The sequence below is a fragment of the Pseudomonas fluorescens genome (genome assembly GCF_902497775.2).
GTDB lineage: Bacteria > Pseudomonadota > Gammaproteobacteria > Pseudomonadales > Pseudomonadaceae > Aquipseudomonas > Aquipseudomonas putida_F.
Map to the genome: position 1 here is coordinate 1,045,703 of NZ_OZ024668.1, position 12,894 is coordinate 1,058,596.

The 12,894-nt window shown below is 62.5% G+C and carries 13 protein-coding genes and 1 pseudogene; 7 read left to right on the forward strand and 7 right to left on the reverse strand.

Annotated elements, in window-relative coordinates:
* Positions 1-14 precede the first annotated feature (14 nt).
* Complete coding sequence (locus F8N82_RS04965) at positions 15-587, forward strand: elongation factor P (RefSeq protein WP_038994110.1); 573 nt, start codon at positions 15-17, stop codon at positions 585-587.
* Between the two features lie 68 nt (positions 588-655).
* Here the strand turns inward: F8N82_RS04965 and F8N82_RS04970 are convergent, their stop codons facing one another.
* From F8N82_RS04970 to F8N82_RS04980, 3 genes are all read right to left on the reverse strand, one after another.
* The gene (locus F8N82_RS04970; protein ID WP_038994111.1) at positions 656-1,084 is read right to left on the reverse strand and encodes an organic hydroperoxide resistance protein; all 429 of its coding nucleotides are present in this window, start codon (positions 1,082-1,084) and stop codon (positions 656-658) included.
* Positions 1,085-1,212: 128 nt separating this feature from the next.
* Positions 1,213-1,674: a MarR family winged helix-turn-helix transcriptional regulator gene (locus tag F8N82_RS04975; RefSeq protein ID WP_038994112.1), complete on the reverse strand. Its 462-nt coding sequence runs from the start codon at positions 1,672-1,674 to the stop codon at positions 1,213-1,215.
* Positions 1,675-1,730: 56 nt separating this feature from the next.
* Positions 1,731-2,687 carry a LysR family transcriptional regulator gene (locus F8N82_RS04980; RefSeq protein WP_038994113.1) on the reverse strand — a complete coding sequence of 319 codons (957 nt, stop codon included), beginning with the start codon at positions 2,685-2,687 and terminating at the stop codon, positions 1,731-1,733.
* 110 nt (positions 2,688-2,797) lie between these two features.
* On the opposite strand from F8N82_RS04980, the gene F8N82_RS04985 reads away from it, so the two are divergent.
* A complete protein-coding gene (locus F8N82_RS04985) occupies positions 2,798-3,547 on the forward strand; it encodes a sulfite exporter TauE/SafE family protein (protein WP_038994115.1) in 750 nt (249 codons plus the stop codon).
* Here the strand turns inward: F8N82_RS04985 and F8N82_RS04990 are convergent.
* Positions 3,537-4,391, reverse strand: a complete 855-nt coding sequence (locus F8N82_RS04990; RefSeq protein WP_038994116.1) for a LysR family transcriptional regulator — start codon at positions 4,389-4,391, stop codon at positions 3,537-3,539. The genes F8N82_RS04985 and F8N82_RS04990 overlap by 11 nt on opposite strands.
* A 97-nt stretch (positions 4,392-4,488) precedes the next feature.
* On the opposite strand from F8N82_RS04990, the gene F8N82_RS04995 reads away from it, so the two are divergent.
* Together F8N82_RS04995 and F8N82_RS05000 are read left to right on the forward strand one after the other, a co-directional pair.
* Positions 4,489-4,719, forward strand: a complete 231-nt coding sequence (locus F8N82_RS04995) for a DUF1127 domain-containing protein (RefSeq protein WP_038994117.1) — start codon at positions 4,489-4,491, stop codon at positions 4,717-4,719.
* A 58-nt stretch (positions 4,720-4,777) separates the two neighbouring features.
* Complete coding sequence (locus F8N82_RS05000; protein ID WP_038994118.1) at positions 4,778-6,019, forward strand: winged helix-turn-helix domain-containing protein; 1,242 nt, start codon at positions 4,778-4,780, stop codon at positions 6,017-6,019.
* On the opposite strand, the gene F8N82_RS05005 is transcribed toward F8N82_RS05000, so the two are convergent.
* Positions 6,000-7,346, reverse strand: a complete 1,347-nt coding sequence (locus F8N82_RS05005; protein ID WP_038994119.1) for a class II 3-deoxy-7-phosphoheptulonate synthase — start codon at positions 7,344-7,346, stop codon at positions 6,000-6,002. The genes F8N82_RS05000 and F8N82_RS05005 overlap by 20 nt on opposite strands.
* A gap of 130 nt (positions 7,347-7,476) precedes the next feature.
* Between F8N82_RS05005 and F8N82_RS05010 the strand changes: the two genes are divergently transcribed.
* Positions 7,477-8,232 (forward strand): spermidine synthase, encoded by a 756-nt coding sequence (locus F8N82_RS05010; protein ID WP_038994121.1) that lies wholly within the window; start codon positions 7,477-7,479, stop codon positions 8,230-8,232.
* 322 nt (positions 8,233-8,554) lie between these two features.
* Positions 8,555-10,250: pseudogene (locus tag F8N82_RS05015) on the forward strand (DEAD/DEAH box helicase).
* Positions 10,251-10,372: 122 nt separating this feature from the next.
* Here the strand turns inward: F8N82_RS05015 and F8N82_RS05020 are convergent.
* Entirely contained in the window at positions 10,373-11,140 is a 768-nt protein-coding gene (locus F8N82_RS05020; RefSeq protein WP_038994124.1) for a DODA-type extradiol aromatic ring-opening family dioxygenase, read from the reverse strand.
* Positions 11,141-11,244: 104 nt separating this feature from the next.
* Here F8N82_RS05020 and F8N82_RS05025 point away from each other — a divergent pair, with 104 nt between their 5' ends.
* Positions 11,245-11,895 (forward strand): thiopurine S-methyltransferase, encoded by a 651-nt coding sequence (locus tag F8N82_RS05025; RefSeq protein WP_038994125.1) that lies wholly within the window; start codon positions 11,245-11,247, stop codon positions 11,893-11,895.
* A gap of 47 nt (positions 11,896-11,942) precedes the next feature.
* Here F8N82_RS05025 and htpX read toward each other — a convergent pair whose 3' ends face one another.
* Positions 11,943-12,830 carry a protease HtpX gene (gene htpX / locus F8N82_RS05030; RefSeq protein WP_036996500.1) on the reverse strand — a complete coding sequence of 296 codons (888 nt, stop codon included), beginning with the start codon at positions 12,828-12,830 and terminating at the stop codon, positions 11,943-11,945.
* Positions 12,831-12,894: the final 64 nt, after the last annotated feature.

Consider the following 12,894-nt stretch of genomic DNA (forward strand, 5'->3'; position numbering starts at 1 on the left):
TCGGATATATCGCAATGAAAACTGGTAAAGAACTGAAACCCGGTACCGTGATCCGTATCGACAACGATCCATGGCTGGTTCAGAAGGCTGAGTTCACCAAGTCGGGCCGTAACAGCGCGATCATGAAGACCAAGCTGAAGAACCTGCTGACCGGCTACAAGACTGAAACCGTCTACTCGGCCGACGACAAGCTGGACGACGTGATCCTGGATCGCAAAGAAGCGACCCTGTCGTTCATCAACGGCGACACCTACACCTTCATGGATACCACTGACTACACCATGTACGAGCTGAACGCCGAAGACATCGAGGCCGTTCTGCCGTTCATCGAAGAAGGCATGGAAGACGTCTGCGAAGCAGTGTTCTTCGAAGAGCGCCTGGTTTCGGTTGACCTGCCAACCACCATCGTACGTCAGGTTGACTACACCGAAGGTTCCGCTCGCGGCGACACTTCGGGCAAGGTCATGAAGCCTGCCAAGCTGAAGAACGGTACCGAGCTGAGCGTTGCTGACTTCATCGAAATCGGCGACTGGATCGAGATCGACACTCGCGAAGGCGGTTCCTACAAGGGCCGTGCCAAGGTTTAAGCCTGGCATTCCTGCGAAATCGAAAAACCCGGCCTTGGCCGGGTTTTTTTATGCCTGCAAGCTGCCGATCAGACAGTCACGTTCAGGCGTACATCAACGTTGCCGCGTGTGGCATTGGAGTACGGGCAAACCTGGTGGGCGGCGTCGACCAGTGCTTGCGCTTCGGCTTGTTCCAGGCCCGGCAGGTTGATGTCGAGGTCGATGTCCAGGCCGAAACCACCCGGAATCTGGCCGATGCCGACTTTGGCGGTGATCGAGCTGTCAGCGGGCAGGGCCTTCTTCTGCAGGCCGGCGACAAATTTCAGGGCGCCGATAAAGCAAGCCGAATAACCGGCGGCAAACAGTTGTTCTGGGTTGGTGCCGTCTCCACCCGCGCCGCCCAGCTCCTTGGGGGTGCTCAGCTTGACTTCCAGCTTGCCGTCGCTGGCGCGCGAACCGCCGTCGCGACCACCGGTGGATGTGGCTTGGGCAATGTACAGCGGAGTGACCTTTTGCATGATGAGCCTCGCTTGGTGAGTTGCGCCGCAGCGCTGAGTGGGTATGGAAATTAAATTAGCGCGCAATTATTTAGCGCGCAAGATAATTTTTCGGCTGACCTACGAACGGTCATTTCTCAGCATAGCGCTCAGAGGCTTTTTTGCAGGTTGGCGCGCAATTCCAGCAAGTCGGCCTGCAACTGTTGCAAGCGTTCGAGGTTCTCGCCGCTGGCGGCCAGGAGGCAGTGGGGTATCTCTTTTGCCCGGGCCTGCAGGGCGCGGCCTTGCTCGGTCAACTGCACCAGTACGACCCGTTCGTCTTCACGGCTGCGGGTGCGCTTGAGCAGGCCTTCGGCTTCCAGGCGTTTGAGCAACGGGGTAAGTGAACCCGGATCGGTGAGCAGGCGCTGGCTGATCTCGCCGACCGTCAAACCGTCCTGTTCCCACAGCACGAGCATCGCCAGGTACTGTGGATAAGTCAGCCCGAGCTTGTGCAGCAGCGGCTTGTAGACCTTGGTCATCAGCAGCGAAGTCGAGTGCAGGGCAAAACACAGCTGGTTATCCAGGCGCAGTTCGTCGCAGGGAACAGGCGCTTTCGGGTCGGCGTTCATGCACATCCTTTAATGGGTTAAGTCCTTTAAATTTAGCACGCAGGTCATTTGCGCACTTACTGCCAGCGCAGCTCGCTTTGCAGCGCCAGGTCCCACGGTGGGATTGGGCTGAAGCGGCTCTTGAGGAATTCGAGCAGCAAACGGCTGCGAGAGTTCGTTTCATGTTCCAGGCGCAAGGCATAGATACCGCTGCTTTCGGCGCTGGGCAGACCGTTGTCACAGAATAGCGGGAGTAACTCGCCGCGCAGCAGGTATTCGCTGATCAGCCAGGTGGGCAGGTGGGCGATGCCCAGTCCGGCTAGGGCACCGAACAGCAGTGTTTCGGCGTTGTTGGCGCTCATGCGCATGCGCGTCGGGCGGTACAGGCGCATGTGCCCCTCGACCGCGAAGCGCCAGGCGAAAGGCGGGGCCAGGCCGTCCCAATCGAGGCCGTCGTGTTCGGGCAGCTCTGCCGGGCTTGCGGGAATGCCGCGCTGGGCCAGGTATGCGGGGCTGGCGCAGGCAATGCGGACCATATAGGCCAGGGGCGTGGCTACCAGGCGAGTGTCGGCCAGGGGGCCTGCGCGCAGCACCAGGTCGACCTCACCCAGGTGCGAGCCGTGCAGGTCGACGAAGCTGTCGATCAAGCGCAGTTGCACGTCCAGCCCGGGGTAGGCGACGAGGAAGTCGGCAATGGCCGGGGCCAGGTGGCGGCGGCCGAAGGCGGCCGGGGCATCAATGCGGATCAGGCCTTCCGGGGCGTTGCTCAGCGATACCGCTTCAGCGCGGGCCAGGCGCAGCTCTTCGACAATCCGTCGGGCGCGTTCGGCAAAGGCATTGCCCGCCGGGGTCGGCCTAACCGCATGGGTGCTGCGCACAAACAGGCGGCTGCCGACCGCGCTTTCCAGGCTGTCGATACGTCGTGCCACCGCCGAAGGCGTCAATGGGTGGCGCCGGGCGGTGGCGGAAAAACTACCGGTTTCCAGTACATCGAGAAACAGGCTGAGTTGTTCGGTCAGGGCATCGGGGTTCATGGGGTGGATCTGCTTTTGCGAAAATGGCATAGCCATTGTGCGTTGCTGTGCGTTTCCCCGCTAGCGCCGGCTCGGTAGCATGCAGCGATTGGCAATCCAGAGAGACGGCGATGATCGAGTGGGCGATGTACATAGCACTGGGCGCGGCATTGGGCACAGTAGGTGGGTTGTTCGGCATTGGCGGCGGGCTGATCGCGATTCCGGCGCTGGGGGTGCTGTTCGGTCTCGACCAGCAATTGGCCCAAGGCACAGCCCTGGTGATGGTAGTGCCCAATGTGCTGCTGGCGCTGTGGCGTTATCACCAGCGCAATCGCATCGAACTCAAGCATGCCTTGCCCCTGGCTGCGACCAGCTTTGTGTTTGCCTGGCTCGGTTCGATCTGGGCGGTGGGCGTCGATGCCCAGGCCATGCGTTTGGGCTTTGTGCTGTTTCTGGTCGCGCTGGCGGCCTGGAACCTGGCGCGGATGTTCATGCGCAGCGCACAGCCGTCCAGCGAGCTGCGCCAGCCCTGGCCGTGGCTCGGCGTGCTGGGTAGCGGCGCCGGGGTGCTGGGCGGCTTGTTCGGTGTCGGTGGGGCCGTGGTGGCAACCCCGGTGCTGACCAGCGTGTTCGGCACCACCCAAGTGGTTGCCCAGGGCTTGTCACTGGCCTTGGCGGCCCCCAGTACCGCCGTCACCTTGCTGACCTACAGCCTGCATCAGCATGTGCTGTGGAGCATGGGCATACCGCTGGCAATCGGTGGCCTGCTGAGCATCAGCTGGGGCGTGAAGCTGGCTCACGCCCTGCCGGAAAAAGTCCTGCGCTCGCTGTTCTGTGGCTTTCTGGTGCTCTGCGCGGTAATGCTCGCCTTCAAGATCTGAAGCCTTCGATGATGTACTCGGCCAGGCTGTCGGTCATTTCCGACTGTGTGGTGCGATTGCGCAGCAGCATGATGCTCGCTGTCGGCAGAGGCGGCAGGCCCTCGGCCTCGCCAATGATTTGCAAGTCGCTGGTGATCAGGCTTTGCAGCTGCGCGGTGACGGCCAGGCCGGCGCTGACCACGGCCATGATCGCCGCGGTGCTGGCGCTGGTGTAGGCGATCCGGTACTCCTTTTCTATGGCATCCAGGGCATTGCAGGCCCAGGTCCGGCAGTAGCAGTCGCAGTTGAACATCGCCAGCGGCAGCGGGTTGTGTTCATGCGGGCAGAAGCCCTGGGCCTGCACCCACACTGCACGCTCGCGGCGCAGCAGTTGGCCAATTTCGTTGCCCGGTTCACGGGTGATGATGGTCAGGTCCAGGTCCTGGCGTTGCATCAACTGCCGCGAACTTTCGCAATGGACCTCGACCTGAACCAGCGGATAGGCCTGGGCGAAGCTTGACAGGATGCCCGGCAAAAAGCGCATGGCATAGTCGTCCGGGGTGCCGATGCGTACCATGCCGACCATGTGCGGCATGCGCAAAGTATTGAACACCTCGCCGTGCAACTTGAGGATGCGCCGGGCATAGCCGAGCAGCACCTGGCCCTCGGCGGTCAGGCGCACCTGGCGGCCATCGCGCTCGAACAGCTGGCGCTGGATGATGTCCTCTTCCAAACGCTTCATCTGCATGCTCACCGCCGACTGGGTGCGGTTGACCACTTCGCCGGCGCGGGTGAAGCCGCCGTGTTCGGCAATGGCGACGAAGGTGCGCAGCACGTCGGAATCGATACTCTGGTACTGGGACAAGGCATCAATCTCCTAGATGTATTACATAAGAAACATTCGTTGGATTGATCTTATGCCGAGTCTGACACTGTCGTCATCCCAACAGGAGGGTAAGACGATGAAAGGTCAGAAGTCGCTTGTTCTGCAGTACTCGACGTCCCAGCACAGCTGGTTTCACTACGTCACCCATGCCGCGACCCAGCGACTGACGCGCTGGCGCCAACTGCATCGCGAGCGCCGCGAACTGGCACGCCTGAGCGATGCGGCACTGGACGATATCGGCTTGAGCCGGGCGGATATCCTGCGCGAAGTGGAGCGGCCATTCTGGGATGACCCGCTGAAAAAATGAGTCGCGTCATGCAGGTGCCGCGACTAGTGTAAGTGGGCTTGTTCACAAGGAGCCGGGCATGCCCACCACACAGTCCCTTTCCCTGGCCCAGGCGCGCCGCCTGGCGTTGTCCGCACAAGGTTTCAACAACCGGCCGGCAAGTACCTCGATCGGTGCCGCGCAACTGAACCGGATGATCGAGCGCCTGGGTGTGGTGCAGATCGATTCGGTCAATGCCCTGGTGCGTTCGCACTACCTTCCGCTGTTTTCCCGTCTCGGCAATTATCCACAGGCGCTGCTCGATCAGTTGGCCTGGGGCCGCAACCGGCAGCGCAAACTCTTTGAATACTGGGGACATGAAGCCTCGCTGCTGCCGCTGCAGCTGTATCCGCTGTTGCGCTGGCGCATGGACCGTGCGCGCCAGGGCCAGGGTATCTATCAACAGCTGGCGCGATTTGGTCGCGAGCAGCAAGCGACCATCGCCCGGGTGCTGGCGGCGGTGACCGAGCAGGGCGCGCTGGGCGCGGGGAGCCTGTCGACCCGCCAGGAGCGCGCCGGCCCCTGGTGGGACTGGAGTGCCGAGAAGCACGCGCTGGAATGGCTGTTTGCCGCAGGGCTGGTCAATGTCGCCGGCCGCCGCGGTTTCGAGCGCCTGTACGATTTGCCCGAACGGGTGCTGCCGGCGGCATTGCTTGATCAAGCGCCCATGGCAGAGGCCGACGCTCAACGCGCACTGATACTGCATGCCGCCGGGGCGTTGGGGGTGGCCACCGAGAAGGACCTGCGTGACTACTTTCGCCTGGCCCCTGGCGACAGCCGCGCACGGCTGGCCGAGCTGGTCGAGGAGGGGGCCCTGCAGGCCTGTGCGGTACAGGGCTGGACGCAACCGGCGTACTGCCTGGGCGCGCTCCGGGTGCCGCGCAAGGTAAGCAGCAGCGCCTTGCTCTCGCCCTTCGACTCGCTGGTCTGGGAGCGTGAACGTACCGAGCGTCTGTTTGATTTCCGCTACCGCTTGGAGATCTACACGCCTGCGCACAAGCGCGTGTATGGCTATTACGTGCTGCCGTTCCTGCACAACGAACGCATTGCCGCCCGGGTCGACCTGCGTGCCGAGCGTGGCAATGAGCGCCTGGCGGTACACGCCGTGCATGAAGAGGCGGTGGGGCTGGATGAAGCGGGCATGCAGGCCCTGGCGCAGAGCCTGCAAGGTATGGCCACCTGGCTGGGCCTGGCCGAGGTGCAGTTGAACTGCCCGCGGGCCAGCGCCGCACGCTTGCGCGTGGCGCTGGCCCGCAGTACTTCTAGCGACGTACCTGCTTGAGGGTTTCGGCGATGAGGAAGGCCAGTTCCAGCGACTGATCGGCATTCATCCGCGGGTCGCAATGGGTGTGGTAGCGGTCGGAGAGGGCGTCTTCGGTGATGGGCCTTGCGCCGCCAATGCATTCGGTGACGTTCTGCCCGGTCATCTCGATATGGATGCCGCCGGCATGGCTGCCCTCGGCCTGATGCACCTGGAAGAACTGCTTGACCTCGCTGAGGATCTGGGCGAAATCGCGGGTCTTGTAGCCGCTGCTGGCCTTGATGGTGTTGCCGTGCATCGGGTCGGAACTCCACAGCACCTTGCGGCCTTCGCGCTCGACGCTACGGATCAGCGCCGGCAGGTGATCGCCGACCTTGTTGGCGCCCATGCGCACGATCAGGTTGAGGCGGCCGGGGTCGTTGTCCGGGTTGAGCACATCGATCAGGCGGATGAGATCTTCGGTGTTCATGCTCGGGCCGACCTTGACCCCGATCGGGTTGTTCACCCCGCGCATGAACTCCACATGGGCGCCGTCGAGCTGGCGGGTGCGGTCGCCGATCCAGAGCATGTGCGCCGAACAGGCATAGTAGTCGTTGGTCAGGCTGTCACGCCGTACCAGCGCTTCTTCATAGTTCAACAGCAGTGCCTCGTGGGCGGTGAAGAAGCTGGTTTCGCGCAGTTGCGGCAGGCTGTCCATGCCGCAGGCGCGCATGAAGGCCAGGGTCTCGTCGATGCGGTCGGCCAGTTGGCTGTATTTTTCCGCCAGCGCCGAGTTGGCGATGAAATCCAGGTTCCACTTGTGCACCTGATGCAGGTCGGCAAAACCGCCCTGGGCGAAGGCGCGCAGCAGGTTGAGGCTGGCGGTGGACTGGTGGTAAGCCTGCAGCAGGCGCTCGGGGTCCGGCACCCGGCTCTTTTCGTCGAAACCGATGCCGTTGACGATATCGCCACGGTAGGCCGGCAAGGTTACCCCGCCGATGGTTTCATCGCCCGCCGAACGCGGTTTGGCGAATTGCCCGGCCATGCGCCCGACCTTGACCACCGGGCAGCCGGCGGCGAAGGTCATGACCACGGCCATTTGCAGCAGTACCTTGAAGGTGTCGCGGATCTTCGCCGCAGAGAACTCGGCGAAGCTCTCGGCGCAGTCACCGCCTTGCAACAGGAACGCCCGGCCGTGGGTGACTTCGGCAAATTGCCGGCGCAGCTCCCGGGCTTCGCCCGCGAACACCAGCGGCGGATAGCTGGCCAGGGTCTGCTCGACCTTGAGCAGGTGCGTGGTGTCGGGGTAGCTTGGTTGTTGCTGGATCGGCAGGGCGCGCCAGCTGTCAGGACTCCAAGGGTGGTTCATTGCAGGCTCGATCTGGTCGGAAAAGGGCTGTCTGTCATGTTAACAGGTGCTGCATGCCTTGTTGCACTGGCGCTATTGACCGACAATGGCGGTTTTTTGCGCGGTACAGCGGCGCCTGCCGGGAGACAGCATGACAGAGGAACGGGTAGAGCGACTGCTGGCCCAGGTGCATGACCAGTACGGCACCATCAGCGTGTTGGAAGTCGACGACTATCGCTTTCTCGAATTTGGCGAGGCGATCGAGCAGAGCTGCGTGTTCACCGCCGACCCGAGCTGGCTGGAGTACGACTACACCCGGGCCATGCTGATCGGCGCGCTGGCGCACCCTGAGCCCGAGAGCGCGCTGTTTCTTGGCCTGGGCGCCGGCACCCTGACCCAGGCGTGCCTCAAGTTCCTGCCGCTGGAAGACGTCGAAGCCATCGAACTGCGCCCGGATGTGCCGCGCCTGGCCATCGAATACATGGGCCTGGATGACGATCCGCGGCTGTACATTCGCATCGGCGATGCCATGGAGCTGCTCGAGACTGCCGAGCCCGCCGACCTGATCTTCGTCGACCTGTACACCGACCATGGCCCCGGTGTCGCCCACCTGGCCTGGGGCTTTCTGGAAAATTGCCAGAAGCGCCTGAACCCCGGCGGCTGGCTGGTGATCAACCAATGGGCCAGTGACGACGGCAAGCCCTTGGGCGCGGCGTTGCTGCGCGGCCTGTACCATCGTCATTACTGGGAACTGCCGGTCAAGGAGGGCAATGTGATCCTCATGGTCCCGGCCGACCTGGAGCAGCAGCTCGACCTGCCCGGCCTGACTGCGCGGGCCGAAGCCCTGGCGCCGCAGCTGGGCTACTCGTTGCAACCGTTGATCGGGGCGATTCGCCCGGCGTCCTGAGGCGCGTCACTGTGTCACTGGCGGAAAATCGATTCAGCCGCCAGCGTCGTTCTCTTCCCGGGCCCGCCGTAGCGTGGCCTGGCGCTGGCGTGTTTCATTAAAAAAATCTCCCGTGAATGGCGAATTCAGGTATAGTACGCGCCGGTCTTTCACCGGACCTCGTTTAAGGTAGTGCAATTCCCCGAAGCCAGCTTCGGCTGCGCGTCCGCCCCGCGGACTCTCCTTGACGTTCCTATTTTTCTTCAATCGTTTTCGCAAATCCCCGCCGACAAAGCTGCCAGGGTGACCTTCGGGTCTTACAAGGCATGTGCAGCTTTGGAGCATGGGTCTTTGCGGATGCACTTAGAGGCAGACCCATGACCCAGGAAACCGGCGGCTTCGCCGCTCTCGATCTTCATCCAAGTATTGTTGCCGCCGTTGTTGCCACTGGCTACGAAGAGCCATCGGCAATTCAGCAGCAATCGATCCCGATTATTCTTGCTGGTCACGACATGATCGGTCAGGCGCAGACAGGTACCGGTAAAACCGCTGCCTTCGCTCTGCCAATCCTGCACCGTATCGACCCGAGCAAGCGCGAGCCGCAAGCCCTGATCCTGGCGCCAACCCGTGAGTTGGCGCTGCAAGTTGCTACCGCATTCGAAACCTACGCCAAGCAGATGCCGGGCGTTACCGTGGTAGCCGTATACGGTGGTGCCCCGATGGGCCCACAACTGAAAGCAATCCGCAATGGCGCGCAAATCGTCGTAGCTACCCCGGGCCGTCTGTGCGACCACCTGCGTCGCGACGAGAAAGTCCTGGCGACCGTCAACCACCTGGTGCTCGACGAAGCCGACGAAATGCTCAAGCTGGGCTTCATGGACGACCTCGAAGTCATCTTCAAGGCCATGCCGGAAAGCCGTCAGACCGTACTGTTCTCGGCCACCCTGCCTGCTTCTATCCGTGCCATCGCCGAGCGCCACCTGCGCGAGCCGAAGCACGTCAAGATCCAGACCAAGACCCAGACCGTCACCGCCATCGAACAAGCTCACCTGATGGTCCACGCTGACCAGAAGGTTTCCGCTGTCCTGCGTTTGCTGGAAGTAGAAGAGTTCGACGCACTGATCGCCTTCGTGCGTACCAAGCAAGCCACCCTGGACCTGGCCAGCGCCCTCGAAGCCAAAGGCTACAAGGCCGCTGCGCTGAACGGTGACATTGCCCAGAACCAGCGTGAGCGCGTTATCGACTCGCTCAAGGATGGTCGTCTGGACATCGTCGTCGCTACCGACGTCGCTGCCCGTGGTCTGGACGTACCGCGCATCACTCACGTGTTCAACGTTGACATGCCGTACGACCCAGAGTCCTACGTCCACCGTATCGGCCGTACTGGCCGTGCCGGTCGCGAAGGTCGTGCGCTGCTGCTGGTTACCCCGCGCGAGCGTCGCATGCTGCAGGTGATCGAGCGTGTTACCGGTCAGAAGGTTGCTGAAGTTCGCCTGCCGAACGCCCAGGCTGTTCTGGATGCACGCATCAAGAAGCTGACCAACAGCCTGGCGCCGCTGGTTGCTGACGCTGAGTCGACTCACGGTGATCTGCTTGATCGCCTGACCGCCGACATCGGTTGCAGCCCACGTGCCCTGGCCGCCGCTCTGCTGCGCAAGGCTACCAACGGTCAGGCCCTGACCCTGGACGCCGTCGAGAAAGAGCAGCCGCTGGTTCCGACCTACACCCCGCGTGAGCGCACTGGCGATCGTCCAGAGCGTGGCGAGCGTGAGCGTCGTGCACCAATGCCGCTGGGCGAGGGTCGTGCTCGTTGCCGGACCGCGCTGGGCGCGCGTGACGGTATCGCCGCCAAGAACCTGCTGGGCGCCATCCTCAACGAAGGCGGCCTGGCCCGCGAAGCTATCGGCCGCATCCAGGTGCGAGACAGCTTCAGCCTGGTCGAGCTGCCGGAGGAAGGTCTGGAGCGTCTGCTGACCAAGCTCAAGGACACTCGTGTTGCCGGCAAGCAGCTGAAGCTGCGCCGCTACCGCGAAGACTGATCCGCAAGCGATAAAAAAATCCCCGACTGAGTCGGGGATTTTTTTGCCTGTATGAAAGTTGGCGGGACTGGCCTCATCGCGGGTCAAGCCCGCGATCGAGCGCGAAGCGGTCGCAATTCTGATCAGTCGAACCGGTAAATGTCCATGCCCAGCGCCCCGAGCGTAAACCCCTGATGGGCAACTGCGAACTGCCCGCCGGCACCCCGGGCGAAGTACAGCGGCAGCAAGTGTTCATCACTCGGATGGTTACGCACCGCAAACGGCGCCTGCTGGCGGTAGTCATGCAGGGCAGGGGTGTCGTTGGCTGTCAGTTTTTCGATCATCCAGTCACGAAACGCCAAGGCCCACGGCTCGACGCTTTCCGGGCCGGCCTGCCAATCCAGCTCGCGCAGGTTGTGGGTAATGCTGCCCGAGCCGATCAGCAGGATGTCTTCCTCGCGCAACGGCGCCAGCGCCTTGCCCACCAGTTCCTGCAGTTGCGGGCCCATCTGGCTGGGCAGGGAAATCTGCACCACAGGGATGTCGGCCGCCGGGTACATCAGCGACAGGGGCACCCAGGCGCCATGGTCAAAAGGGCGTTTGGGGTCGAGGCGGGCGGGTAGCCCGGCGTCGCACAGCAGGCCCGTCAGGCGCTCGGCCAGCGCCGGTTCGCCGGGTGCCGGGTACTGCACGGCATATAGGGCGGCAGGAAAACCACCGAAGTCATGCCAGGTCTGCGGTTGTGGATGGCTGGATATCCACAGCTCGTGGCTCTCCCAGTGCGCCGAGACCACCACGATGGCCTTGGGGTGCGCCAGCTCTGCGGCCAGGCGTGCCAGGGCCGGGCCGCTGGCGCCGGGCTCGAGGGCGAGCATGGGCGAGCCATGAGAAATAAACAGGCTGGGCAGCATGGAAAGGGTCCTGGCGGTTAAGATGGGTCCATCTTCCGGCAGATCATTGATCTGATTCCAATATAAGTTTTTGCATAATCTTATCGAATAATTCGAGGTATGCCATGCAGGCAGAGTTTTGGCACAAGCGCTGGGCAGACAACCAGATCGGCTTTCATCAGCAGCGGGTCAACAGCGATCTGCAACAATACTGGCCCAGCCTGGGCCTGGCGCCGGGTAGCAAGGTGCTGGTGCCGTTGTGCGGCAAAAGCCTGGATCTGCTCTGGCTGGCCGGGCAGGGTCATCAGGTGCTCGGTATCGAGCTTTCACAGAAGGCGGTGGAGGATTTTTTCAGCGAGCAGCAGTTGCAACCCGAAGTCGGCCAGCAGGGCGCCTTCAAGACCTATCGCAGCGGCAACCTACAGTTGTGGTGTGGTGATTTCTTCGCCCTGACGGCCGAGGATATCGCGAACTGCACCGCGCTGTATGACCGTGCCGCGGTGATTGCCTTGCCGCCTATGTTGCGCCAGCGCTATGGTGCGTTGCTGAGCGGATACCTGCCGCAGGGTTGCCAGGGCCTTTTGATTACGCTGGATTACGACCAGGCCCTGCTGCAGGGGCCGCCCTTTGCCGTGGTCGATGCAGAGGTGCGACAGTTGTTTGCTGATTGGCAGCCTCTGGAGCTTGAGGCGCGGGACATTCTCGCTGAAAGCCCGAAGTTCGTGCAGGCTGGGGTGCTGGAGTTGCTCGAGCGGGTGTACCGCTTACAGCGCTGAAATGCAAAAGGGCGACCGAAGTCGCCCTTTTTTATTGCCGGTAACGATCAGCCGCGACGGCGCAGGGCTTCGATGCGGTCTTCCAGCGGCGGGTGGCTCATCAGCAGGCCGGCCAGGCCCTGCTTGAGGCCGCCGTTGATGCCGAAGGCGTTCAGGGTGTCGGGCATGTGCACCGGCACGCCTTGCTCCGAACGCAGGCGCTGCAGGGCGCCGATCATTGCGTTGGTGCCGGCCAGGCGGGCACCGGCTTCGTCAGCGCGGAACTCGCGTTTGCGCGAGAACCACATGACGATGATGCTGGCCAGGATACCCAGCACCAGTTCGGCGACGATGGTCGCGATGTAGTAGGCAATGCCCTGGCCTTCTTCGTTCTTGAAGATCACCTTGTCGACGAAGTTGCCGATGATGCGGGCAAAGAACATCACGAAGGTGTTGACCACGCCTTGCACCAGGGCGAGGGTGACCATGTCGCCATTGGCCACGTGGCCGATTTCGTGAGCCAGCACGGCGCGCACTTCATCGGGCGAAAAGCGCTCGAGCAGGCCCTGGCTGACCGCTACCAGGGCATCGTTGCGATTCCAGCCGGTGGCGAAGGCGTTGGCCTCGTAGGCTGGGAAGATACCGACTTCCGGCATCTTGATGCCGGCTTCGCGGGACAGTTCCTCGACGGTCTGCAGCAGCCATTGTTCGTGGCGGGTGCGCGGTTGGCTGATGATCTGGGTGCCAGTGCTCATTTTCGCCATCCACTTGGAGATGAACAGCGAGATCAGCGAGCCGGCAAATCCGAACACCGCGCAGAAAATCAGCAGCTGGTCGAGTTTGAGGTCAACCCCGTTGGCCGCCATGAACCCGTTGAAGCCAAACAGGCTCAGGGTAATGCTGGCAATCAGCACAACCGCGAGGTTGGTGGCCACAAACAGTAAGATGCGCATCATGGTTGTTACGTTCTCCTGACGGATAAAAGTGTCACGTATGCGGGGTATATAAGGTGCGCGCTGC